This window comes from Variovorax sp. WS11 (genome assembly GCF_010499245.1).
GTDB lineage: Bacteria > Pseudomonadota > Gammaproteobacteria > Burkholderiales > Burkholderiaceae_C > Variovorax.
The window spans coordinates 62867-86634 of record NZ_JAAGOW010000005.1 but is presented as its reverse complement, the minus strand read 5'-3'; the positions used below and the strand labels follow the sequence as shown (position 1 = coordinate 86634).

General features: G+C 69.3%; 19 protein-coding genes. 8 read left to right on the top strand and 11 right to left on the bottom strand.

What is annotated here, in order from left to right; all coding sequences use genetic code 11:
* The first annotated feature begins 71 nt into the window (after window positions 1-71).
* Entirely contained in the window at window positions 72-1838 is a 1767-nt protein-coding gene (locus GXN78_RS35115) for an MOSC and FAD-binding oxidoreductase domain-containing protein (RefSeq protein WP_106555521.1), read from the top strand.
* Between the two features lie 18 nt (window positions 1839-1856).
* Here GXN78_RS35115 and GXN78_RS35110 read toward each other — a convergent pair whose 3' ends face one another.
* The 3 genes from GXN78_RS35110 to GXN78_RS35100 are packed head-to-tail and all read right to left on the bottom strand — an operon-like array spanning window position 1857 to window position 4087.
* Window positions 1857-2738: a DUF427 domain-containing protein gene (locus GXN78_RS35110; RefSeq protein WP_106555522.1), complete on the bottom strand. Its 882-nt coding sequence runs from the start codon at window positions 2736-2738 to the stop codon at window positions 1857-1859.
* A gap of 31 nt (window positions 2739-2769) precedes the next feature.
* Window positions 2770-3192: a VOC family protein gene (locus GXN78_RS35105; RefSeq protein WP_181360501.1), complete on the bottom strand. Its 423-nt coding sequence runs from the start codon at window positions 3190-3192 to the stop codon at window positions 2770-2772.
* A gap of 34 nt (window positions 3193-3226) precedes the next feature.
* Complete coding sequence (locus tag GXN78_RS35100) at window positions 3227-4087, bottom strand: alpha/beta hydrolase (protein WP_106555524.1); 861 nt, start codon at window positions 4085-4087, stop codon at window positions 3227-3229.
* A 372-nt stretch (window positions 4088-4459) separates the two neighbouring features.
* On the opposite strand from GXN78_RS35100, the gene GXN78_RS35095 reads away from it, so the two are divergent.
* Complete coding sequence (locus GXN78_RS35095) at window positions 4460-5077, top strand: CGNR zinc finger domain-containing protein (protein ID WP_239143111.1); 618 nt, start codon at window positions 4460-4462, stop codon at window positions 5075-5077.
* 31 nt (window positions 5078-5108) lie between these two features.
* Entirely contained in the window at window positions 5109-5702 is a 594-nt protein-coding gene (locus GXN78_RS35090; protein ID WP_106555526.1) for a TMEM175 family protein, read from the top strand.
* A gap of 468 nt (window positions 5703-6170) precedes the next feature.
* Here the strand turns inward: GXN78_RS35090 and GXN78_RS35085 are convergent, their stop codons facing one another.
* Window positions 6171-8645, bottom strand: coding sequence for a response regulator (locus GXN78_RS35085; RefSeq protein ID WP_106555527.1), 2475 nt, complete (start codon window positions 8643-8645; stop codon window positions 6171-6173).
* A complete protein-coding gene (locus tag GXN78_RS35080) occupies window positions 8642-10345 on the bottom strand; it encodes a SpoIIE family protein phosphatase (RefSeq protein WP_106555528.1) in 1704 nt (567 codons plus the stop codon). Before GXN78_RS35080 ends, GXN78_RS35085 begins: the two co-directional genes overlap by 4 nt.
* Before the next feature lie 225 nt (window positions 10346-10570).
* Here GXN78_RS35080 and GXN78_RS35075 point away from each other — a divergent pair, with 225 nt between their 5' ends.
* The 5 genes from GXN78_RS35075 (at window position 10571) to GXN78_RS35055 (ending at window position 16013) form a co-directional block, all read left to right on the top strand.
* Window positions 10571-11524, top strand: a complete 954-nt coding sequence (locus GXN78_RS35075) for a hypothetical protein (protein WP_106555529.1) — start codon at window positions 10571-10573, stop codon at window positions 11522-11524.
* 61 nt (window positions 11525-11585) lie between these two features.
* Window positions 11586-12458, top strand: coding sequence for a DUF3365 domain-containing protein (locus GXN78_RS35070; protein WP_106555530.1), 873 nt, complete (start codon window positions 11586-11588; stop codon window positions 12456-12458).
* 15 nt (window positions 12459-12473) lie between these two features.
* Complete coding sequence (locus GXN78_RS35065) at window positions 12474-13997, top strand: serine/threonine-protein kinase (protein WP_106555531.1); 1524 nt, start codon at window positions 12474-12476, stop codon at window positions 13995-13997.
* 13 nt (window positions 13998-14010) lie between these two features.
* A complete protein-coding gene (gene tagH, locus GXN78_RS35060; protein ID WP_164256220.1) occupies window positions 14011-15291 on the top strand; it encodes a type VI secretion system-associated FHA domain protein TagH in 1281 nt (426 codons plus the stop codon).
* Window positions 15273-16013, top strand: coding sequence for a protein phosphatase 2C domain-containing protein (locus GXN78_RS35055; RefSeq protein WP_106555533.1), 741 nt, complete (start codon window positions 15273-15275; stop codon window positions 16011-16013). The genes tagH and GXN78_RS35055 overlap by 19 nt, the downstream gene beginning before the upstream one ends.
* Here GXN78_RS35055 and tagF read toward each other — a convergent pair.
* From tagF to GXN78_RS35025, 6 genes are all read right to left on the bottom strand, one after another.
* A complete protein-coding gene (gene tagF, locus GXN78_RS35050) occupies window positions 15977-16564 on the bottom strand; it encodes a type VI secretion system-associated protein TagF (RefSeq protein ID WP_106555534.1) in 588 nt (195 codons plus the stop codon). The genes GXN78_RS35055 and tagF overlap by 37 nt on opposite strands.
* Window positions 16558-19881, bottom strand: a complete 3324-nt coding sequence (gene tssM, locus GXN78_RS35045) for a type VI secretion system membrane subunit TssM (RefSeq protein WP_164256217.1) — start codon at window positions 19879-19881, stop codon at window positions 16558-16560. The genes tagF and tssM overlap by 7 nt, the downstream gene beginning before the upstream one ends.
* Complete coding sequence (icmH, locus tag GXN78_RS35040) at window positions 19878-21002, bottom strand: type IVB secretion system protein IcmH/DotU (RefSeq protein ID WP_146162991.1); 1125 nt, start codon at window positions 21000-21002, stop codon at window positions 19878-19880. Before icmH ends, tssM begins: the two co-directional genes overlap by 4 nt.
* A complete protein-coding gene (tssJ, locus tag GXN78_RS35035) occupies window positions 20999-22222 on the bottom strand; it encodes a type VI secretion system lipoprotein TssJ (RefSeq protein ID WP_106555537.1) in 1224 nt (407 codons plus the stop codon). The genes icmH and tssJ overlap by 4 nt, the downstream gene beginning before the upstream one ends.
* A gap of 113 nt (window positions 22223-22335) precedes the next feature.
* Entirely contained in the window at window positions 22336-22998 is a 663-nt protein-coding gene (locus GXN78_RS35030) for an OmpA family protein (RefSeq protein WP_106555538.1), read from the bottom strand.
* Between the two features lie 25 nt (window positions 22999-23023).
* A complete protein-coding gene (locus GXN78_RS35025) occupies window positions 23024-23758 on the bottom strand; it encodes a DUF2807 domain-containing protein (protein ID WP_106555539.1) in 735 nt (244 codons plus the stop codon).
* Window positions 23759-23768 lie beyond the last annotated feature (10 nt).

Genomic DNA, 23768 nt, shown 5'->3' with positions numbered 1-23768 from the left:
CACAAGTGACGTTCCTATCGTGATAATTTCAATGGTCGCCAACACGCGCGCAGGAACCCGGAGGTATCTCGATGGCCCGGTTAATTTCCGTCAGCGTCGGGCTTCCCCGCGACATCGAGTGGCGTGGAAGGACCGTGCACACCGGCATTTGGAAGGAGCCCGTGCAGGGCCGTCGGCGCGTCAAGCGACTCAATGTCGAAGGCGACGGGCAGGGCGATCTCGATGGCCACGGAGGCGAGCAGCGAGCGGTCTTCGTTTACCAGATCGAATCGTATCGTTACTGGGAGGAGCGACTGGGCTGTCGCGATTTCACCCACGGGCAGTTCGGCGAGAACTTCACCATCGAGGGGTTGGCGGATGACGAGGTCTGCATCGGCGACTGGTACCGGATCGGGACTGCTCTGTTCGAGGTGACCCAGCCTCGGGTCACCTGCTACCGCGTTGGGATTCGGATGAACGAGCCCCAAATGGCTGCGCTCCTGACCTCCAGCGGACGGCCGGGCTTCTACCTGCGCGTCCTCGAGGAAGGCGAGGTCGGCGCCGGCGACCCGATCCTGCCGGTCACTCGAGGGCCGGAGTGCATGACCGTTGCCGAGGTCAATGCACTGCTGTACTCCTCCCACCATCCCCGCGATCAACTCGAGCGGGCGCTGCGAATCCCTGCGCTGTCCCCGGGCTGGCGGTGGTCTTTCGAGGAATTGGTTCGCAGCCAGGATGCCCACCCTGGCGCGACGGGCAACGCGGGTCTGGTGCCAGCAGCGGCTGCGCGGACGGCAGGACCTGGGTTTCGGCCGCTGCGAGTTTCACGGATCGATCGCGAATGCGTGGATGTGATCTCGTTGTCGCTGGAGCCGATGGATGGAGGGCGGCTCACGACGCCACTCGCTGGCCAATTCGTCGTGCTCCGTCTGCGTCCGAGGCCCGACGGTCCGCTGCTCTTTCGGAGCTATTCACTCTCCGGACCTCTCTCCGACAAGCAGTATCGCGTCAGCGTCAAGGTCGAGCCAAATGGCGCCGCGGGCAGCTACCTGAACAGCAGTGCTCGCACCGGCGACGTCCTCGAGGTCAGCGAACCGAGAGGCGGCTTCACCTTGCAGCCGGGAGACAGGGCGGTGGTGCTCCTAAGTGCAGGAATCGGCGCAACGCCGGTCCTGGCCATGCTGCACGGTCTGGCCGAGAACGGTTCGCTTCGCGAGGTCTGGTGGCTGCACAGTGCACGCAATGGCAATTCGCATTCCTTCGCCACGGAGGTGCAGCAACTTCTCGGGATGCTTACTCGCGGGCGAAGTCACATCTGGTACAGCCGACCGGATGCGGATGATCGGGAGGGGCAAGACTACGACGCGACGGGTCGTCTTGGGATAAAGGCCCTCCAAGAGCTGCGCGTCCCGCGAGATGGCGACTTCTATCTATGCGGGCCATCGAGCTTCCTCGGCGATCTGATGATGGGCCTGACTGCCTGGGGCGTGCCTCCGGACCGGATCCATTCCGAAGTGTTTTCCGGTGGCCCTTCGCTGACGCCCGGCGTGGGCTCCACCCCGATGCGCGCACCGCATCAGCCAACGGGCACCACCGGCGCAGGTCCACTGGTGTCCTTCGCACGCAGCGGTATCACCGTTCGCTGGCGCTCGTCGCATGACCAGAGCCTTCTTGAATTGGCGGAAGCGTGTGACGTGCCCGTCCGGTGGTCGTGCCGCACCGGCGTCTGTCACAACTGCGAGAGCGGATTGATCTCCGGGTCCGTCGCCTACCGGCCTGATCCGCTCGATCCGCCGGCGGAAGGAAATGTCCTGATCTGCTGCTCCTGGCCCCAGGGTGACGTGGTGATCGACATCTGAGTTGCAAAGCGGCGAGCGCTAGGGGCGGACCGGGCCATCGGCCCGGTTGAGTATCTCGTCGGGATCCAGGCCTCGGTCGATTCCGTGCGGCATGACGCCCTGACCAGGCTCGAGGGCGAGTTTCTTGCCGTCAAGGTAGACCTCGACCTTGTCCGGCTCGAAGGAGACGAGGTTGGAGATGCGTGCGACCTCGATCCACGCTTGCGGGTAATACCAGGCCGCCCGTTTGTGGTCACCGATGTCGTAGTAGCTGGCCAGGCCCTTGTAGGGGCAGAACGTCTGTCCCTCGGTTGGGATCAGCGCGTTTTCGTCGACGTCCTGGCGCATCACGTACCAGCGCGGTGCGAAACCGGACTCGTACAGAACGACCGGCCGCTTGGTGTCAGCGATCGTCCTCACGCCGTTCTTGACGACCAGATCTCGTGAACTCTGGCGGATATCGATGCGGTGGTAGGCGTCGGCGGCGTGGCCGACGATGCGCTCATCCTCCTCGTAGAAGGCGTCCATCGCTCGCCAGGCGAAGGCGATGCGGCCCTGCAGCTCGCCGGCGTGGTCGGGCAGGCCGGTGTACCGCCATGCGGCGTGGGCGACACGCCGGTCGCCGACGTTGACGGTGAACCAGTCGGTATCCCCCAAGTCGCGGTGCTGCGTAGTGCGGTTCTCTCTGACCAGAACGCCGGGGCGAACGTCGCCGAGCGGAAAGTAAGCAACCGGGTAGCGTGCGGGCTCGTGGAGCAGCAGCACATCTTCGCTGTCGGCGATCCATTCGTCGGCCAGCTTGACCCGGAGCCTCCGGCGAAGGCGCTCGGCGAACAGCAGTCGTTCCGGGAGCGGCTCGGGAGTGAGGAAGCGGCCCACTGACGCGCCGCTCAACGGACCTTGTTGCCAGGACAGCCCCATGGTGGTGTTCCTTTCATTCGGGTGGGCGGGATCATGACGCTCGGTGACCGCGTTCCTGTAGGGTCCAGGTATTGCCGTCCAGGTCGGCGAAGTCGGCGAAGCTGGCATAGTCGCGACGCTGGGGGTCCAGCCCCGTGCTCCATCTGCCGGCCCACGTCTCGACCGGGTCCTTGTGCCGGACCGCACCGACCGCCACGCCGCGGGCGATCAGTTTCGCCCACTCGTCGGCGAGGTCAGTCGTCACGAGGTACAGGTTGTGCACCCGGCCAGGCGAGTCTGCAATGACCAGTTGTACAGAACATGCCGATCCGGGCGGGGTGAGCTGCACAACCCGAAACTCGGCGGCGGGTCGGTAGTCGACGTCGAGGATGAAGCCAGCCTGCTCCGTGTAGAAGGCGAGCGCACGGTCGATATCGGTGACAGGCAACTGGACGACTTCCAAGGCGAGCATCACGGCTCCCGGAGGGTCTCGTCACCGCGCGGAGCCCTCACCTCGACCCCGGCAGAAAGTCCCGGATGGCTGTAGCGATTTCGTCGCAGTGCGTCTCGAGAGCGAAGTGTCCGGTGTCAAAGAACGTGACCTTCGCGTTCTTGCAGTCACGCTTGAAAGCCTCAGCGCCTGCGGGCAAGAAGAACGGGTCTCCATTGCCCCAGACGGCCAGCACCGGCGGCTGGTGCTTGCGAAAGTACTCCTGGAACTTCGGGTACATGTCGACATTGCTCGCGTAGTCGAGGAATAGGTCGAGCTGTGCCTCGTGCGCGCCGGGTCGGGTCATGTAGTAGTTGTCCAGGTTGTAGCCATCCGGAGAAACCAGGGACGTGTCCTTGACGCCGGTCGTGTATTGCCAGTACGTCGTCTCGGGCGTAAGCAGCGCGCGCAACGCGTCGCGGTTGGCCTGGGTTGGCTCCTTCCAGTACGCGCGGATCGGATTCCAACCGTCGCTCAGTCCTTCGACGTAAGCGTTGCCGTTCTGCGTGATGATGGCCGTCACCCGCTCCGGGTGTTCGACCGTCATCCGCAGGCCCGTGGGTGCGCCGTAGTCGAACACATACACGGCGAAACGATCGAGCTTCAGCACCTCGGTGAAACGCGTCATCACCTTCGCCAGATTCGAGAACGTGTACTTGAACCGCTCACGCGAGGGCAAATCGGACTGCCCGAAGCCCGGCAGGTCCGGCGCCACGACCCGGTACCGGTCGGCCAGCTTCGGGATCAGGTCCCGAAACATGTGACTCGAAGTCGGGAAGCCGTGCAGCAGGAGCAGCGTTGGGCCGTTCACCGGCCCGGCTTCACGATAGGCCACGCCGAACCCATCGACATCGACCCGCTTGTACCCGATGGTGCTCATCTCCATCTCCTTTCAGGTTTGATTGACCTCGATGTAACCGTTGTACAGGTTACGTATCATATTTGTCCTGCCGGTGTCGGGAAATACGATCTCTACTTCCAAATTGTCGGCAAGCGCATGCGACGGACTATGCGCCGATCCATCCATCTGGCTAGCGTAACGTAACCATCGTGCATGCGGTGCAGAGGTTATCTCTCGACGGGTAACCTGTCAAATGCGATAACAAGGGTTATCAGCGAGAATGGGCATTCACATGAGTTTCATGGAGTACCCGCGGTGTCAGCTCGACCACACATCAGTCAAGAGAAGACTGCAACACGTCATGTCACTCAGGCATTGCCTCCGCCCTTTCTCATCGGCGGTGCCTCCGCGTTGGACTTCCTCAACTCGATCGCCTCGCCCGTGGATGCCCCGGTGGAATGGCTCAGCTCAGGTGAAGATTTCTTAAATTGGCTGTCGCAGGCAGATCTGGTCAAGCCTGAGGTACTACAGCACATGCGCAGGTCGGCAGGTCCTGGGGAGCTTGACGCTGTGGCAGCGCAAGCGCGCGCGCTTCGCAACTGGTTTCGCTCTTTCGTGACATCCCACATGGGCGCCCGCCTCGGCCCCGAGGCGATTCGAGAGCTGGAGCCCTTGAACCGACTGCTGGCTCGAGACGAGGTGTATGGCCAGATCGTTTCTCGAAATGCCACCTCAGACGGCGAAAGCATCTCGGGGCTCGCGTTCGTCGCAGACCGCCGTTGGCGTTCCGCAGACAGTCTGCTGCTGCCTCTGGCCAAGGTGATGGCGGACCTGGTGACCACAGTCGATTTCACGCAGATCAAGGGGTGCGAGTGGCATACCTGCACCCTGCTGTTCGTCGACACCACCCGGGGACAAATTCGTCGCTGGTGCAGCATGGCCGTATGCGGAAATCGTGCCAAGCAGGCCACGCATCGCGAGCGCTCGCCTCGCAGCAGCAAGACGAAGCAGTTGCTCGAGCGCCGGTAGAAGGCAGGTCACGACTTCCTAGGAGCACGCCATGCACGAAGAGAAGGTCAGCGCGGTCACCGCGCATCGGTTGGCTGTATTTTCAGACGCGGTGATCGCCGTGATCATGACCGTGATGGTGCTGGAGCTCAAGGCACCGGAGCACCCAACATTTTCCGCCCTCTGGCCCCTGTGGCACACGGTAGTCAGCTACGCCGTGAGCTACCTGTTCATCGCCATTATCTGGATCAACCACCACTACCTCATGGGGCTTGTGGGTCCTCCGACATTGCGATTGATATGGATCAACTTCGCCCATCTCTTCATGGTGTCGTTCTTGCCATTCGCAACGGCATGGATTGCACGCACCCAGCTCGCGTCGGCACCTGTTGTGTTCTACGCTGCGCTCTTCGTGTGCGTAGACATTGCCTTCAACGTCTTCGAGCGGGAGGTCTTGGGGCGAGCCGATGCCACGCAGGTCTCCGCCCGAGCGCGGCGCATGGCAAGGCACCGATCTCTCGCTGTCCTTGCGATCTTCGCAACCGCGACGCTTGTCGCTTTCGTCGCGCCGCGCCTCGCCTTTGGGTTGATATGCGGCGCCTTGCTCCTCCATTTGCGGCCGGAGGCCCTCAACAGTCGGCCGTAACGGCCCTTCAGGGGGCGGTACCGCTACAGCCGGGTTTCGGCCGAGCAGCGCGCTGTCTCGGTGGCCGCCTATGACGTACCTTGAAGCTCTCTGCCAGCGGGCACGGAAGACTGCTCACCGCCGCATTGCGGACACACAGAGCACCAAGGCGAAGGTCGGCAGTGGGCCCATTCCAGCCCGCCAGCAGACGTCATGATTGCCGGAAAGCGGTCGTCGGCAGCGCCAGCCAAACCGCGACTAATATAAGTCGTGCGGCCTGGCAACCGGAAAATTCAATTCATGCCGAGCCGGTTTGGAAGTCGCCCGTCGGCTTGGCCGCAAGGGCGGACGCAAGCAACAGATGACCGGCAGCAAGATCGAATCAGCCAAGAACCTGAGCGTATCGGTGCCCACGCTGTACCGATGGATTCCAGCTTCCGCGACTCCGTCGCCATCTCTCATGGCTTGGCCTTAGGGGTGGCCTATGCCTCAAGTCGTTTGCTTGCGCCCCTCGAAATAGCCAGCCAGGCGCATGCGTTCCTGCTCGAACGCCGACATGCCGGCGAGCACCGCCTTCCAGTCGCCGTTGCGGCTGGCGCGCTCGATGTTCTCGCAGGCGGCCGCGAATGCGAGCGCGCCCACCATCTTGCTGGCGCCCGCCATGCGGTGGGCGAACTGTGTGACCTGGGCAACGTCATCGGTGGCGACCGCCTGCCGCAGTCCGCCCGAGTCGTCCTCGCAGGTCCGCCTGAAGGCTGCGAGGACCTCGCCCACCATCGACGCGTCGCCGCCGCAGGTGGCCGTGAGGAGCGCCTGGTCGATCGGGCCGGCGGAAGAGGCGGCCGCTGGGCTCGATCCGGCGGGCGCGGCGAGCGGCAACGTGGCCTGAGGCAGCGGGAGCCATCGATCGAGCTTGTCGATCAGTTGCGCCAGCTCCACCGGCTTGACCAGGAAGGCGTCCATGCCGGCGGCCATGCAGGCCTCGGCCTCCCCCTGCAGCGCATTGGCGGTGCAGGCGACGATCGGCACACGCGGGCGGCCCTCATCGGACTCCACCCGGCGGATGCTGCGTGCCAGTTCGTAGCCGTCCATGTGGGGCATGTGGCAGTCGGTGATGACCAACCCGAAGCGGCCCGACTTCCACATCTGCAGGGCCTGCACGCCGTCGTCCGCGGTCTGGGCGGCATAGCCCAGCGTTCGCACCTGGCGCAGCAGCAGCATCCGGTTGACGGGATGGTCGTCCACCAGCAGCACCAGCGTTCCTTCCGTCTCGGCCTGCGCGGTGCCGGGCGCCATGCGGCGCATCGCCGAGCCCGCCGGGAGCGCGCGCGCGCCGTCGGCGCCGCTGCCGGGCAGGGGCTCGGCGACGGGCAGCGACAGTTCCAGGCTGATCGTCGAGCCCTTCCCCGGCGCGCTCTCGAGGTTGATCGAGCCGCCCATCATCTGCGCCAGCTGCCGGGAGATGACCAGCCCCAGGCCGGTGCCGCTCGGACGCCGCCGCGCCTCGTCGCCCTCCGCCTGGCTGAAGGGCTGGAACAGGCGCTGCTGGTCCTCGGGCGAGATGCCGATGCCGGTGTCCTTCACCTCGAAGCGCAGGCTTTCCTGTCCATCCGCGCGCCCCAGCCACTGCACGTTGATATCGATCCAGCCCTCGGAGGTGAACTTGATCGCGTTGCTGACGAAGTTGTTGAGGATCTGGCGCAGGCGCACCGGATCGACCCGCAGCGCCGGACTGACGCGCGGGTCGACCATCCGCCGCACGATCAGGCCCTTGCTGCTGGCATTGCCCAGGTAGATGCTCTGCACCTCCTCGATCAGGCGCTTGATCGACACGACCTCGGGGCGCACCTCCAGCTTGCCGGCCTCGATCTTCGAGAAGTCGAGGATGTCGTCGATGATGCGCAGCAGTGAGCGGCTCGATTCCCGCACCAGCCCGAGCGTCTCGCGCTGCTCGGCGTCCAGCTCGGTCAGGCTCAGGAGCTCCAGCATGCCCAGCATGCCGTTCATGGGCGTGCGGATCTCGTGGCTCATGGTGGCCAGGAAGGTGCTCTTGGCGCGGTTGGCGGCTTCCACCTCCTCGCTGCGCTGCGCCAGAGTCACGTTCAGACGCTCGATCTCGCGCTCCTTCTTCCTTCTTTCGGTGATGTCTTCCGACATGGTCAGCACGTAGCGCGGCTGGCCGGCCTCGTCGAGGATCGGGATCTTCTTGGCGTGGAGGACGTGCACGCTGCCATCGCGGGTATGCAGCTCCTCCGCGGGGATGTCCACTTCACGGCCCAATGCCAGCGCTTCCCTGTCCTTGGCCGTGAAGAAGTCGGCCTCCTCTTTGGAATTGACGAATTCGTAGGCCGTCTTCCCCAGCAACTCCTGCTGGCTGCGCCCCGTCAGCGTCTCCATGGCGCGGTTGACGCGGACGACCTTCAGGTCCTTGGCGTCCTTGACGATGACCTGGTAGGGAATGTGATGGATCACCGAGTTCAGGAACGCATTGACGGTTTCCAGTTCGGCGGTGCGCAGGTGAACGCGCGCCTCCAGGTCGGCGTTCAGGGCGCGCAAGTCGTCTTCCACCTGGCGCAGGGCCGCCATGTGCTGCCGTTCCGCGATCGCTCGCCGCACCGAGTAACCCAGCCGGCGCAGGCGCAGCTTGATGACGTAGTCCGTGGCGCCGGCCTCCATGCACTCCACCCCCTCTTCCTCGGACAGCATCTCGGCGGAAACCACGATCAGGAGAATGCCCGGATGCTGCTGCAACACCTGCCGCACCAGCGCCATGCCGCCGACTTCGTAGTCGCACAGCACCAGGTCGAAGGCTTGCCGCTGCAAGGCCGCGATGAAGTCCTCCCGGGTTTGCACCCACGTGATGTCGCAGGCCAGGTCCTCGGCCTGCAGCCCGGCCCCGATGCGCTGCGCATCGGCCGCGTCGTCTTCGAGATGCAGCACGCGGATGGCCGTGGTCGGGCTCATCTCGGCCCGTCCTGCTCGCCGCGGAGCGACTCGACGACGTCCTTGAACTCCTCGCGGTTGCGTTCGCTCAGCGCGGAGAGGGCCTCGTGCGCCTTGAGGATGCGCTTCTGCACCACGGCCTGCTCGCCCCCCGCGCCCAGCGCGTAGAGCTCGGGCGCGGCCGGGACGTCCTCGCGGATCGCGGCCAGCACCTGCTCCATGCTCAGTTCCTCGAACAGGGCGCGCACGGCCGGCGTCACCCCGGCGAGCACCACGCCGCCGCGGGCGACCAGCTCGTGCACCGTGCCGAGGCAGGTGCTGTCCATGTACTCGCAGCCGGATAGCTCCAGCACCAGGGGGCGCCCGCCGTTCAGCACCGCCAGGGCCGTTTCGTGGAAGGCATCGCAGTGCATCCAGTTGGCCCGGCCGCGCAGCGCCAGGTAGGCGGCAGCGACGCTTTCGCCATAGAACACCGCTTCACTCTCGGGCCGCGGCGCGCCGGATGCGGCCGCCCCGGGGAGCGCGGCGCCGTTGTCGAACCAGGAGGCGCCCGCGTGCGCGTCGATGAGCAGGATGGTCACGTCGTCCCGGTCCGCGCCCGCCGGCGCATCGCCGTGAAGCAGCGTCATCGCCTCCTGCGCACTGGAGAGCGGCTTGGCGAGCACCTGCTGCAGCAGCTCCAGCTCGTGCTCCGAGCCGGAGGGCAGCAGCCCGTCGGTGTAGAGGAGGATGCGGTCGCCCGCCAGGAGCTGGAGGCGCTCCTGCCCGAAGTGCGCATCCGGCGCCAGCCCAAGCGCGGGCCCGGTGCGGCGGAGCAGGCGCGTGTCCCGGCCCTCGCGCGCGTGCAGCACGGGCGGATGGCCCGCGGAGGCCAGCGTGAGGCTCGCGTCCGAGGTGTCCAGCAGGCCGAAGACGGCCGTGAGGAACAGCCCGGGCGCGGCGTGCGTCTCGCAGATCGAGCGGTTCACCGCGGCCAGGACCTCTGCCGGCGGCAGTGGGAGGCCCGTCGCCGGGTCCACCAGGACCAGCCGCTGCTTGAACAGCACCGAGAGCATTGCCGAGGTCACGCCGTGGCCGGTGGCGTCGGCCAGGTAGAAGGCGAGGTGCTGCTCGCCCAGCCGGATCACGTCGTACAGGTCGCCGCCCACATGCTGCCCTGGGCGGTAGACCGCCTGGATGCAATAGCCTTCCATGGGGGGCGGGCTGCGCGGCAGCAAGGCGCGCTGGATCACCTCCGCCCGCTCGAGGTCGCGGCGCAGCACTTCGGAGGTCTCTTCGAGCTCGCGGACCTTGCGCTGCAACTCCCGGTGCAGCCGCTCGCGTTCGGCCAGCAGCTGCCGCCGCTCGAGCGCATTGCGCACCGCGACCGCCATTTCTTCCGAGCGCGGCGACTTGGGCAGGAAGTCGAAGGCCCCCAGCCGGATCGCGGCCACCGCCGAGTCGAAGGTCTCCAGCCCGGAAAGGACGATCCACATGGCGTCCGGCACGGCCTCGCGTCCCCAGCGCAGCAGCTCCAGGCCGTCCATGCGCGGCATCATGATGTCGGTCAGCACCAGGGCGACCTCCGGGTGCTCGCGCAGGACCTCCTGCGCCGCGATCCCGTCGGAGGCCTCCAGGACCGGCGCGCAGCCGAGGCCTTGCAGCGCCACCTTCACCATCAGGCGGGCCACCGGCTCGTCGTCCACCACCAGCGCAACGGGAGGGACAGGGTCGAGGTTCAAGAGAGTCCTCTGACGTGCAAAAAGGAATTCTCGGAGCCGGCGGACGCGATGGCAAGCGGCTTGGGCAGTCCCGCAACGGACGGCGTCTCCCCCCCCAATGTGAGGACGTCAGCCGGGAAAACGACGAACACGCCGAGTGGGGACTTCGCTAACATGTGCTGTCACATTGGCTGACAACCAGAATCACCAGATTCAATGGTGGCCAATGGCCAGCGGAGGAACGTCTTGCGGCTCACCAAGAAATCGTTCGGGTCTTTCCTGTTGTGCGTCGCGAGCCTGTTCGCGTCGTCGCCGGCCTGGGCGCAGGCTGCCAGCATCGTCGGCATCGTCGAGGGCAGTGCCACGCTGATTCGCCAGACCACGCGCCACACGCTCGCCGAGGGCGTGGCCTTGAAAGAGCAGGACATCATCGAGACGGCACCCGGTGCCTTCGTCCAGATCGAGCTCCCCGGGGACGTTCTCGTCGGTATCGGCGAATCGACCAGGCTGATGCTGCGGCCCCGCGTCGGCAAGGGGCTCACGGCGCCGCCGCTTTACCTGCTCCAGGGCTGGCTCAAGACCAGCACCGGCGGCGCCTTCGCCTATGCCAGCCCCGCCTTCGAGCTCGCGACGCAGGCCGCCAGCACCGTGGTCTACACGACAGGCACGGCGTACGAGGTGTTCGTCGAAAGCGGCACCGCCAAGCTGACGCTGCGCGAAGGCGGCCAGACGGTCTCGCAGCTGGCCAGCGGCGACTTCGCACAGCGGCGCGAGGGCGCTACGCCGACGGTCGCACGGCGTGCCGCGCCCGAGTTCCTGGCCAAGGTGCCGCGCCAGTTCCGCGACCGGCTGCCCGCGCGCGGCGAGCAGTTCGCCAGGCGCCCCGTCTCGCCCAAGGCGCTCGGCGAGATCACCTACAACGACGTGGCCGCCTGGCTGCGCACCGAGCCGGGGCTGCGTCTGCCGCTGCTGCCGCTGTGGAAGGCGCGCGCAACCGCCGACCTAACCTTCCGCGCGGCGGCCAAGGCCGAACTGGCGCGGCACCCCGAATGGGAACCCTATGCGGACCCCGAGGGTTATGCGCGCCGCATGGCCGAGGAGGCCGAGCGCCGGCGCGCCCGGGAGGCCGCGCGCCGGGCCGCCGCCGCGGCGGCCGCCGCTGCCGCCCAGGGCACCAGCGCGGGCTCGGGTAAACCATAGTGAACCGTCGCGAGTCTTGCCGCAACTCAAGCGACGACAGACAGCAGGACTGGAGTACCTCATGCGCCTTCTTTTCAAGTTCAATCTGATCTTCCTGGTTGTCTTCGTCGCGGGTGTGCTCGGCGCCGGCAAGGTGTCCTATGACCTGCTGCAAAGCAACGCCAAGGAGGAAGTGCTCAACCACGCGCGCCTGACGATGGAAAAGGCGCTGGCGGTGCGCACCTACACCAACGACCAGATCCGTCCGCTGCTCGAAACGCAGATGAAGTACACCTTCCTGCCCCAGACCATTCCGGCCTATTCCGCCACCGAAGTGCTGGCGACGCTGGCCAAGAACTTCCCCGACTACAGCTACAAGGAAGCGACCCTGAACCCGACCAATCCGCGCGATCGGGCGGTCGACTGGGAAGCCGATATCGTGAATCGCTTCCGCACCCAGGCCGACAAGAAGGAGTTCGTCGGCGAGCGCGAGTCGGGCACCGGCCGCTCCCTCTACATCGCGCGCCCGCTGCGCATCACCAACGCCGCTTGCCTGGCATGCCACAGCACCGTCGAGGCGGCGCCGCGCACGCTGATCGACAAGTACGGCCCGGCCAACGGCTTCGGCTGGCAGCTGAACGAGGTGATCGGCGCGCAGGTGGTGTCGGTCCCCATGGCGGTGCCGCTGGCGCGGGCCGAGCAGGTGTTCAAGGTCTTCATGGCGTCGCTCATCGGCATCTTCGTGGCAATCGGCATCGTGCTGAACGTGCTGCTCTACCTGCTGGTCATCCGGCCGGTGACGGCGCTGTCGAAGCTGGCCAACCGCGTCAGCCTGGGCGAGCCCGACGTCCCGGAATTCAAGACGCATGGGCATGACGAGATCGGGACGCTGGCCCAATCGTTCGCGCGCATGCGCCACAGCCTCGACCAGGCCATCAAAATGCTGGAGACCTGAGGTCCTCCCCCACGTATGTCCGCCACCATCCCCCAATATGTCGGTCCATACCCGATCCGCGGCGTGGTCGGCTCGGGCGCGATGGGCATGGTGTACCTGGCGCACGATCCGGCCATCGACCGGCTGGTGGCCATCAAGACGATCCACCGCCGCCTGATCGAATCGAGCGAGGACGACCCGAGCGTGGCGGCGCGCTTTCGGGTCGAAGCCAAGGCCGCAGGGCGCTTGACCCACCGCAACATCGTCTCGGTCTACCAGTTCGGCGAGGACAACGACTGCGCCTACATCGTGATGGAGTACGTCGCCGGGCGGAACCTGCGCGACTACATCCACGCACCGCGCAAGCTCGAGGTGTCGCAGGTGCTGTGCCTGATGGGGCAGCTGCTCGACGGCCTGCACTACGCCCACGAGCGCGGCATCGTGCATCGCGACATCAAGCCGGCGAACCTGCTCATCGCCGACGACGGGCGCCTCAAGATCACCGACTTCGGCATTGCGCGCACCGAATCGTCGAACCTGACCCGCGGAACTTCCGTCATCGGGTCGCCCGGCTACATCGCGCCCGAGCAGTACACCAACAGCGACGTCGACCGGCGCGTCGACGTGTTCTCGGCAGGCGTGCTGCTCTACCAGACGCTGAGCGGGACGACGCCCTTTTCCGGCACCGACGACGCGATCATGTACAAGATCGTCTACGAGCCGCACAAGCCGTTGAGCGAGGTCACCAAGGATCCCGCGCTCGAGCCCTTCGACGCGGTGCTCGACCGGGCGCTGGCCAAGGACCCGGCGCAGCGCTACGCAAGCGCCATGGAGATGCGGACCGCGCTGCTGGCGCTGGCGACGGAAACGGTGCCGGACGTGCTCCCGGCGGGCATCGTGCTCGCGCCCCGGCTCAAGAGCCCCGACGCGAAGCCGGCCGCCGCGAAGGAGCGCGATCCCTCCGCGCCTTCCAGGCCGGGCGCGACATCGGCGGCGCCATCGATCAACGACCCGCCGACCACACCCCTGAGCCCGTCGAAGCCGCTGCCCGTCACCAGCCCGCCTTCGGTGCCCGTGCCCACCGGTTGGGACACCGCCGCGCTTGCGGGGGTCGAGCGCGAGCTGGCCGAGCATGTCGGCCCGGTGGCGCGGGTGCTGGTGCGCCGCGCCGCGCGCGGCTTGACCTCGCTGGCGGCGGTGCGCCAGGCCGTCGCCGGCTCGATCGTCGATTTCGAGGCGCGCGAGCGCTTCCTGGCCAAGGGCGGCGCCCCGTCCACCCGCACCGGCCCCGGCACCATGGTCCCGACGGCGACCACCCAGTTCCGGCCCACGCAGGGTGCGGGCGAAGCGCCGGCCGGCATGCCGATGCGCGAGGGTGATGTCGACAAGGCGGCCGCCGCACTGCTTTCCTCGATGGGTCCGATTGCGCGGGTCGTCGCCAAGCGCTGCGCCGCGAAGTCGCAGACCCGCGAGCAGTTCGTTGCCTACGTGGTCGAACAGCTCACGCCGAACATGGACGCTCGCCGCGTGCAGGCCGACCTGTGGCGTGCGCTCGGCTGAATCGGGAGGGCCCGTGATCGCGCTGCGTGTCACGCGCCGGCCCGGCGGCACCGAACCCGATGCGACGGCGCTTCCGATGCCGCCCGAGGGCCTCACGATCGGCCGCTCCGTCGATTGCGCCCTGGTGCTGACGGACCCGCTGCGCCTGGTGTCGCGCCAGCATGCGCAGGTGATCGCCGCCGGGCAGGCGGCACGGGTGCGTTGCATCAGCAACAAGACCCCCTTGTGGGTGAACGGCGTGCAGCTCGATCCGGGCGGAGAACGCGCCCTGTCGGTGGGCGATCGCCTGCGCATCGGCGGCTTCGAGCTCGCCGTCGAGCCCGTGGCGACGGCTGCGCAGCGCTCGCGGCTGGACCGCTGGTTCGACCTGGAAGGCGCGCCCGATCCGCTCGCCGCCGAATCGCCGCTGCCCGGCCTTGCACGTTCGCCAGAGGAGGCGGCGACCAGCGCGGTGGTGTCGTGGCAGACCAGCCGGCATGTGGTGCGCACCGGCACGCCGATGGTGCCCAGTGCAGCGTCGATGCCGCCGCCCGCGGCGCCGCTGACACCGTCCAATGCATCGGATGCATTCGCCGATTCGACATCGCCTGCGCCGCTTTCGGAGGCTGTTGCGCCGGCTGCCGCTAGAAGAGTCGATCGCCGCCCGGGGAACGTGCCGCCCGAACTGCATGAGCTCGCAGCGGCTTTCAGCCGCGGCGCCGGCCTGGACGCCCAGGTCGCGCCGCTCACCCCGGAGTGGATGGAACACCTCGGCGCGCTGCTGCGGGCCACGGCCGAGGGCACGCTGGCGTTGCTGCAAAGCCGCGCCGTCACGAAACGCCAGATGCGCGCCGAGGGCACGCACATCACGCCACGCCAGAACAACCCGCTGAAGTTCTCGCCGGATGCGACCGAGGCGCTGACGCGCATGCTCCAGCGCGAGGCCAGCCCCGGCTTCCTCGACCCCGTGGCGGCCTTGCACGATGCGCACCACGACCTGCTGGTGCACCAGGTGGCGATGGTGGCCGGCATGCGCGCGGCGGTGTTCGAGCTTTTCTCCCGGCTGGGCCCCGAGGCCGCCGAGAGCGGGGAGGGGCCGGCGCACGGGATTTCGCGCGTGCCCACGCTCCGCGCCGCGGCGCTCTGGGAGCGCCACCGCATGCAGCACGCCCAGTTGCTGGAGCACCTGGACGACGACTTCCAGACCATCTTCGGACGCGAATTCCTGCGCGCCTACGAAGCCCAGTCGCGCGGCAACGCCGGCCCCGACGCCGGCCCCCCATCGCCGGAGGCGCCATGGCGGGGCGCGCGTTGACCGTCTCGCTCGCCGCGCTGTCGCAGACCGGACAGCGCGAGTGCAACGAAGATGCCTTCGGCTACTGGGAGGGCGCGGGTTCCCTGGTCGCCGTGCTGTGCGATGGCGCCGGCGGGCATGGCGGCGGCCAGACAGCCTCGCGTGCCGCCGTGACGCATGTGCTGGAAGCCTTCGCGCTCCATCCCGAGGTCAGCCTGGATGCGCTGCAGTGGCTGGTCCAGGGGGCCAACGAAGCTGTGGTCGCGCAACAGGTGGCCGGCACCCTGACGGCCGACATGCGCACCACCATCGTGGTGCTGCTGCTCGATCTGTTCAGCGGCGCGGCGCTCTGGGCCCATGCCGGCGACTCGCGCCTGTACCGCTGGCATGACGCCCGCCTGCTCGGGCGCACGCGCGACCAGAGCCTCGAGGAGCGCCTGCGCGACGCCGGCCTGAGCGCAAGCGCCGCCGCCTCGGGGCAGCTGACTTCGGCGCTCGGCTCGCCCGAGGGCTTCGACTTCGAGGCCCTGGAAGCCCCGCAGATGCTCGCCTCCGGCGACGCGCTGCTGCTGTGCAGCGACGGCCTCTGGTCGGCCTTCGACGATGGGGCGATGGCGCGCAGCGTGGCCGGCTGCGTCGGCGCCCAGGCCTGGCTCGATCGCCTCGAAGCGGGTGTGCAGAAGGCCGGCCGCAGCGACCAGGACAACTATTCGGCGCTCGCGGTCTGGTGCACGGCCGGTTGAATACCCAGCAGTTCCAGCAACAACGCCGGCTCCGGCGGCCAGGCCGCCAGCCGGGGCACCACATCCTGCGCCGCCGCCAGCGGCCACCACAGGCTGGCCGGCTGCGGCGGCCAGGCCTCGGCGGGCTGGAAGTCCTGCGCGGAATGCGGCGGCAGAGCGGCGATCGCCGCCTCCAGCGCTTCAGGTCCTTCGGTTGCCGCGTCCAGCAGCGATGCGAGCCTTGCAGCGCTCTCGCCCGGTGAGGCCGGCACGGCCAGGCGTTCGGCCAGCGTCAGCGGAAAGGCACGCCCCACGCGGTCGTGCGAAGCGACCATGATCCCGCACCAGATCTCGCCGGGCGCCGGCAACGCCAGGTAGCGCCACGGCGCGAAGGCGCGAAGGCGTTCGCGCAGCGCGGCGCCGTCCAGCGTGGTGGCGGCGAGGGCCAGGCCGCGTTGCAGCCAGCCGTCCCAGTCACTGCGCCAGCGCGGCGGCAGGCCTTTACCGACGAAGTCTCCGCGCGCGGGGAGCTTGCCGTACCAGGACACGCGACGCGAGGGCAGCTTCACCATGTTCCTTGCGGGCAGCGGAAGCTGGCCAGCTCCCGCAGGGTCCAGATGTCGGCCTCGGGCGCGCCGGCTGCGCTCGCCTCGACCTCGAGGGTGCGCGAGTCGACGGCGAAGGCCAGGCGCGCGGGCGCACCGCGCTCGCCCCTCCAGTCGCCGCGCAACAGCACGCGCAGCCAGGCGAATGCGCCTTCATGCACTTCGGCGCCGACTCCGGCGGGGCCGGGCGGCAGGATGCGCATCAGCACTTTCTGCGTCGAAGCCGGTCCCGGCCAGACCAGTTCCTTGGGGCGCGGCGGGCCGTTCTCGAAGCGCAGCAGCTGGCCATCGACATCGATGCTGAACTGCAGCAGCGCGGCATCCATGCGCTGCGGCGTGAGCCGCAGCTTGAGCTCGGGCATCGGTGCCCCGGCGGGGAAGAAGAGGGCGCCGATCGCGGCCGCCCGCTCGAAGGCGCCCGGCATGCCCGCATCGGCGGGTGCGCTGCGCGCCTTCCACGGCCGGCCCGAGGTGTCGACGCGCTCGCTCAGCTGGTTGCGCCGGAACTCGTCGAACAGGCCACCGGGCCCGAACAGGCGCGCGAAATCGGAGGGCGCCATGTCGCGCGACGCGGCGGTGCCGAAGGGGAAGCGATCGCGTGTCAAGGTGCCGCAGGTCTGCGCGAGCTCGGCCAGCGCGGCATCGAAACCGGGCTTGGCGCCGCCGCGCGAGCGAATCAGGGTCCCAAGGCCGGTGTAGACCTTGCGCAGCGCGGCCGGCGCGCGGGCCGCCTCGGCGCGCAAGGTCGCGTCGAGCTCGGCATTGGCGGCAGCGCCGCGCCGGGCCGTGGCCAGGGCGTGAAGGCGGTCGAGCGCCTGCGGCCCGGCGCCTGCGGCGTAGTCGCCGAGCTCGCCGAAGCGGGCGCGCAGCGCGGTGTCGAACGCGGCCTCGGCCGTGCTGCCGCCCTGGGCCGTCGCGCTGAACTCGTCGGCCAGGCGCGTCAGGAGGCGGCGCAGCGGCGAATCGGGCGCGGTGAGCTCCGTCGCCTGGCGCGAGGCGCCCTCCGCATCGCTGCCGGGCGCCAGCGCCAGGGCATCGAGCTGGCGCGACCAGGCGGCGATCACGCGCTGGGCATGGCGCTTGCCGACCTGCGTGCCGATCTCATCGCGCCAGGCGCGGTCGTTCTTCAGGCGCCGCACTTCGGCCCCGCTGTCGCCGAGCACCCAGTCGGCCTCGTTCGCGAGCTCGTCGAGCATCGTCTCGAGCGCCGGCGAGAGCTTGCGCCGCCAGTCGGCCGCGCTGGAATGCGCCGGCATCGGCCCGGCGCCGGCCGCTGCGAACATCAGCGGGCCGGCCGCGCCGAGGCGTGTGGGCAGGTCCTGCGGCGGCTCGGGGTCGGCCACGCGCCGCAGGAGGCGCTCGTGCACGCGCTGCGCCAGCGGCAACGCCGCGAGCGCGCTGCGCGCCGCGCGCACCCCGACATCGTCGGAGCGCATCGCCTCGGGCAGCCCGCTGCGCTCCAGCAGGGCATCGACATGGCGCGCCCATTCGGCGCGTTCGCCGGCGCCGCCTGCCTGCACCAGCGTCTGCTCGGCCCAGGGCCGCAACTCGCCGCGGACCAGGCGCTCCGGGCTGGCGAGCATCAATGAAGCGCGCAGTGCCTCGTAGCGCGTGGCACTGTCCTCGGCCTCGCGCAGGTCGCGGCGCAGGCGCTCGACAAGCAGCGGCGCCAGGCTGCGATCGAGCATCTCGCGGTAGGCCTGCTCCGCCGAGCGCGCCAGCCGCGGCCCCTGGAACAGCCCGAAGCCGAAGCCCGCGGGCGGCTCGTTCGGATCGATGCCGTCGTTCGCGGCCAGGCGCTCCAGCAGCGCATAGAGCGGCAGCACCTGCTCGAGCTTGGCCGATTCCAGCGAGCCGATGCGTTGAGTCAGCTGCTCGACGCGCGTGCGCACGGTGTCGACATAGTCGAGGTTGCGGCGGTAGCTCTGCCACCACAGGGCGGAGGCGGCGAGCAGCGCGGCCCCGGCCAGGCCGGCGCCGGCCATGACGGCTCGCCGGCGCGTGCGCAGCCGCTGCAGCCGCTGGCCTGCAAGCGGCGCTTCGGCGATCACCAGCTGCTTGAGCAGCGAACTCAAAAAGAAGGACTTGCCGCCGGCATCGGGCCGCGCCAGCGGCTTCAGCGCCAGGCCGTGGCTGCGCGCGAGCTCGCCGATCACGCGGTCGATCGGATTGCCCTCCTGGGTGCCGCTGGTCAGCGCGATCGACCGCAGGCGCTGCGCCGGTTCGGCGGCAATGCCGGCGAAGGCCTTGCGCACGAAGCCCTCGAGGGGTGCGAGCAGGGCTTCGAACTGGGCCGTGAAGGCGTAGAGCGGCAGGCGGCGCTGCGGCGTGTGCTCACGCTGCAGCAGCTCGGGGCTGCGCTGCGCCAGGCGCTGCGCGAGCTCGGCCAGGCGCGGGCCAAGATCGGCCGGGATGCCGCCTGCATCGGGATCGAACACCAGGCCCCAGAGCTGCTCGCGCTGCGCGGCGTCGAGGTCGCCGAAGGTTTCGACGAAGCCGGCCAGCAGGTCGGCCTTGGTCACCAGCAGATAGACCGGAAAGGCGAGATCGAGCTCGCGGCGCAGTTCGTCCAGCCGCGCCGCGACCGCGGCCGCCTGCCGCGCGAGTTCCGCGCCGCCCTGCAGCAGGTCGGGCACGCTGACGCTGACGAGCACGCCGTTGATCGGCTGCACCGGCCGGTGCCGGCGCAGCAGCGCGAGGAACTGCTGCCATTCCCGGGCGTCGGCCGATGCGTCGCTGTCCTGCGTGGTGTAGCGGCCCGCCGTGTCGATGAACACGGCGTCCTGGCTGAACCACCAGTCGCAGTGGCGCGTGCCGCCGGCGCCCGCGAGCGGGTCGCGCCCGAGCTTTTCGGCGAGCGGAAAGCGCAGGCCCGAATGCAGCAGCGCCGTGGTCTTGCCGCCCCCGGGCGCACCGATGATCAGGTACCAGGGCAGCTGCTGCAGCTGCCGCCGGCCCTGCCACCAGCGCCGCGCGCCCTTCGCCTCGATGCCTTGCCGCAGCATCGCGAGCGCCTGGCGGAAACGCTGGCTCAGCTCGGGGCCGGCATCGCCGGACTCGAGGCTCTTCAGCAGGCGCTCGTTGCGCCGCCGGGCCAGCAGCAGCCGCAACCCGCGCAGTCCGAGCAGCAACAGCGCGACCAGCACCAGCAAGGCGAGGCGGGCGCGCACGTCGTCGAAGGGATGCCAGGAGCCGAAGGCGAGGAGCGGCGCCGCGAACCACAGCAGGGCGCCTGCCGCGCCGAGGTTCACGGCACCTTGCGCGAAGCGGGTCGGCGCCTTCATTCCGGGAACAGGACGATCTCGACCCGGCGCAGCGGCTTGCCGCCCGTGGCGTCGACGCGGGCCTCGACCGCGAGGCGCGCATCGCCGAGCTGGGGCCGCAGGAGGTCGGCGGTGCCGCGCGCCCATTCCATCGCCTGGTGCCAGGCCGAGGGCGTTCGGGCCGTCGGGGGATCGCTGCCGTCGGTGTAGCCGACGACGAGCACCTTGCCCGGCTGCCTGGCCAGCGCGGCGCCGACGCGCTTCAGAGGGGCGGCGGCGTCGCCCAGTGCGTCGGCGCCGATGACGACCACGCTGCGCAGCGCCTCGTCGCGCACCGTCAGGCGGCCGGCGTCGATGTCCTCGCGCAGGTTCGAGGCGAGCCGTGGCGGCGCCGGTGTGCCCGCCGCGGCCACGGCCGTGGCGGTGCCGGCCGGCACGAGCTTCTGCAAGGAGGCCAGCACGCCGTCGACCCGCGCCGCCAATTGCAGCTGGCTGGCGCTGTAGATGCCCAGGGCCAGCACGCCCAGCAGCAGGACCGCGGGCAAGGCGACGCGCGGCGCCCGCGGCGGGCTTGCGGCCGCCGCCGCGCAGTGCCAGGGGGCCACCAATGCCGGCGCCGGCGCCGCCTGCTGCAGCGCGAGATGCACGCGCGAGCGCAGGTTCTCGTGGTCGCGGTTGTCGAGCACCCTGCGCGCGCGCAGCCCGAGGCTCAGGCAGGTGTGGAAGAGCTCGAGCAGTGCGCGGTGCTCGCGCGGCTTCTCGGCCAGCCGCGCCAGCAGGCGCAGCAGCTTGTCGCCGCCGTTGGCCTCGCCGTGAAAGTGCTGCAGCAGTCCGGCGCCCTGCGCACCCCAGGGCGCCGCCTCGAATTGCTCGTCGCCCCAGGCACACAGCACGTAGCTCGCGGCGGCGACGGTGGGCTCGTCGACGCCCGCCGCACGTGCATCCGCTTCGAAGCGATTCACGGCTGCAGCCAGCGTGCGGCGCAGCGCGGCCGGGTCGGCGGGCGTCGCGTCCCGCAAGCCGGCCATCAAGGCGATCAAGGGGAGCGCCTGGGCGCGCAGCGCCCGCGCGGCGGCCGGCTCGTCGACGCTCTCCGCCTGGCCGGAAGCCGGCGCTGCGGGGGCGGCGACGGGCCGCTTCACTTGGCCCACCCCAGCTGCAGCTGGCGCGCCTGCGCGTCGACGCGCACGCGCGCCAGCGTCCCGACGGGCAAGGGCAGGATGGCACGCCACTGCGAGCGCTCGATCTCCCGGAACGCGCCGAACACGGCGAGGGCACGCGCATCGCCGCTCAGCTCCAGGGCCAGCTCGCGCGCCTCGCCGGGGCGCAGGTGCAGGCTCTCGCGCACGAGCACGTTCGAGCCGAGGGTGGCCTCGTCGTCGTCGTAGAGGCTGTCGAAGCTCGCCTTCTCGAATCCGCTCGCATCGCGCAGCACATAGACCCGCAGCGCCAGCGAGGCCGAGGCGTTGCGGGCATCGGTGTTCAGGCTGCGCTGCGCCTGCACGAGCAGCTGCAGATTGCGCTTGGCGCCGGCCAGTGCCGGCGCCGCACCGGGGTTGAACATGAAGTTCACGACCATCGAGGTATTGACCCAGGGGATCTGGCGCTGGGCGGTGTCGCGCAGCACCTTGACGCGCACCGCCTTCATCATGTCCTCGACTTCGACGCCCACGGAGCGCAGCTCGGCGGCAAGGTACTTCGTGTAGACGCTGTTGCCGCCGATCGGACCGTCCTCGGCGACCCCGCCGGGCGCTGCGGAGAAGGCAATGAGCGCACCCGGCGCCGCCATCTCGGCCAGGCCGTTGGCGTTGCGCGAGCGCCCGCGCGCCGCGAAGGGGTCGTTGCGGCAGGCGTCGATGATGAAGATGCGGGCGCGTGGACGCACCCGGTCGACGTGCGCGAGCAGCGCCTCCTGCAGGTCGATGGCCTCGTCGCGCACCTCGGCCTCGTCGCGCAGCGCGATGTCGACGGGCAGCAGGTAGTTGCGCCCGCCGATCTGGACGCCGTGGCCGGCATAGTAGAAGACCGAGGCGGCCTGGTCGTCGTCCATGCGGCGCGCGAACTCCCGCAGCACGCGCTTGAAGTCGCGGGCATTGAGGTTGAGGTACTCGCCCACCTCGAAGCCCAGCGAACGCAGGGTCTGCGCGACCAGGCGGGCGTCGTGCTCGGGGTTGTTCAGCGGAATCTCGGGGTATCGGCCGTTGCCGATCACGAGTGCGATCCGGCGTTGCCTGGAGGCCTCGACCTTGGGCTGGGGCTGGGCGTGGCAGAGCCCGCTCCACAGAACAGGCATGAGGCCGAGGAAGGGGAGCAGGCGGCGGCGACTCACTTCACCGAATGCCTGGACTTCGAGAAGTCTCATGCTGGTCTTGCCCCCTCAGGTATTGCTCCTTCTCCCGCTGGGAGAGGGAGCCTGTCGCGTCCCATTCTCGGCGCTGCGCAGCGGCGGCACAAGAGGAGTGCGCGGCAGCCCGTTCAGCTGCCGCGGAACTGCACGCGGCGGTTCACGGCAGCGCTGGGATCGGCGGGCTCGACCAGCCGGGCTTCGCCGTAGCCGACCGTCTTCAGGCGCGCGGCGTCGATGCCGTGGCGCTGCACCAGGTAGTCGCGCACGGCGCGGGCGCGGTTGCGCGACAGATCGAGGTTGTAGGCATCGGTGCCGACGGCATCGGTGTGGCCTTCGACCGTGACGATGCTGTTCGGCGCCAGCAGCTTGATGCCTTCGGCCAATGCGTCGAGCTGGGTCCGTGCGGCCGGAACGATTTCGGCGGAGTCGAAGGCAAAGCGCACCGGCAGCGACAGCGCGGAGGCGTCGCCGTTCGCGTCGTCGGGCGCGGCAGGCGCACGGGCCGGGGGACGCGCCGAGGTCTTCGCCAGGGCGACCGCCGCCGCCGCGACGTACTTGGTCGGGGTCGCCGCTGCGGGCGCATCGTCGAGCAGGCGGATCGAACGTGTGCCGTTGCCGAGCACGGCCGCCACGTCGTGCGGGCTCACGAGCTGGCCTTCACGATACATGATCACCTTCTCGGCCTTCACCTGGGGGGCGAGGAAGGCGGCGGCGAGGGCGAGGGCGAGGGTGCTGAGGTAGCGGGTCATTTCGGGCTCCTTGGGCGTGGCGTTGAATTTCTCGATGCCCATGGGTTGCGCGCGCCGCCTGCGCGGTTCAATCTTTCTCGATCGTGCCGATGCCGCGGATGGAGCGCGTCACGGCCGGGTCGCCGTGGTAGCGCACGTGGCCCACGCCCCCGATGCGCACGGCCAGCGTGCTGCTGGCGGCCAGGCGCACCTCGCCGTTGCCGTCGATCGCGACCTCGGCGCGCTCGCTGGCGAGCTTGGGCGCGGTGTAGCTGCCCGTGCCGGTGATGGCCAGTTGCTGGGCCGTCACCTTGCCGCCCCCGACGGCGACATCGCCGGCGCCGGTGATGCGCACGTCGAGGCTGCGCGCGTTGTCCAGGCGATCGAGGCGGATCGAGCCGCCGCCCGCCAGCACCAGCGCGAGCGCGTCGCTGCGCAGCGGTCCGATGCTGATCGCGCCGGCCGTGCGCGACTCGAAGGCGCGCAGCGTCCGCACGCCGATCTTCATCCGGATCGGCTGCTGGGTCTCGATCCGGCCGGGCGACAGGCCGATGAGCAGGCGCCGGTCGCGGATCTCGGTCGTGATCTTGCGCAGCACGGCGGGCTCGGCTTCCAACGTCAGCGTCTCGCTGGCGCCCTGTTCGATGCTGACTTCGCCGGCGACGGCGAACACGACCTGGTCGAAGTCGGCGACGCTGCGGGTCTCGGTGGCTGCCTGGGCCGGCCCGGCGGTAGCCGCGGCAAGTACCGCGGCCGATCCGGCGGCCAGGGCGGCGGCCCGGATCGAGCCCTGTGCCGGGAACACACGGGTGAACCAGTTCATGGTGCAGCTC

Coding starts and splice junctions, on each gene's coding strand:
- GXN78_RS35115 (WP_106555521.1), top strand. CDS start 72: ATGGCCCGGTTAATTTCCGTCAGCGTCGGGCTTCCCCGCGACATCGAG.
- GXN78_RS35110 (WP_106555522.1), bottom strand. CDS start 2,738: ATGGGGCTGTCCTGGCAACAAGGTCCGTTGAGCGGCGCGTCAGTGGGC.
- GXN78_RS35100 (WP_106555524.1), bottom strand. CDS start 4,087: ATGAGCACCATCGGGTACAAGCGGGTCGATGTCGATGGGTTCGGCGTG.
- GXN78_RS35090 (WP_106555526.1), top strand. CDS start 5,109: ATGCACGAAGAGAAGGTCAGCGCGGTCACCGCGCATCGGTTGGCTGTA.
- GXN78_RS35085 (WP_106555527.1), bottom strand. CDS start 8,645: ATGAGCCCGACCACGGCCATCCGCGTGCTGCATCTCGAAGACGACGCG.
- GXN78_RS35070 (WP_106555530.1), top strand. CDS start 11,586: ATGCGCCTTCTTTTCAAGTTCAATCTGATCTTCCTGGTTGTCTTCGTC.
- GXN78_RS35065 (WP_106555531.1), top strand. CDS start 12,474: ATGTCCGCCACCATCCCCCAATATGTCGGTCCATACCCGATCCGCGGC.
- GXN78_RS35055 (WP_106555533.1), top strand. CDS start 15,273: ATGGCGGGGCGCGCGTTGACCGTCTCGCTCGCCGCGCTGTCGCAGACC.
- tagF (WP_106555534.1), bottom strand. CDS start 16,564: ATGGTGAAGCTGCCCTCGCGTCGCGTGTCCTGGTACGGCAAGCTCCCC.
- tssM (WP_164256217.1), bottom strand. CDS start 19,881: ATGAAGGCGCCGACCCGCTTCGCGCAAGGTGCCGTGAACCTCGGCGCG.
- tssJ (WP_106555537.1), bottom strand. CDS start 22,222: ATGAGACTTCTCGAAGTCCAGGCATTCGGTGAAGTGAGTCGCCGCCGC.
- GXN78_RS35030 (WP_106555538.1), bottom strand. CDS start 22,998: ATGGGCATCGAGAAATTCAACGCCACGCCCAAGGAGCCCGAAATGACC.
- GXN78_RS35025 (WP_106555539.1), bottom strand. CDS start 23,758: ATGAACTGGTTCACCCGTGTGTTCCCGGCACAGGGCTCGATCCGGGCC.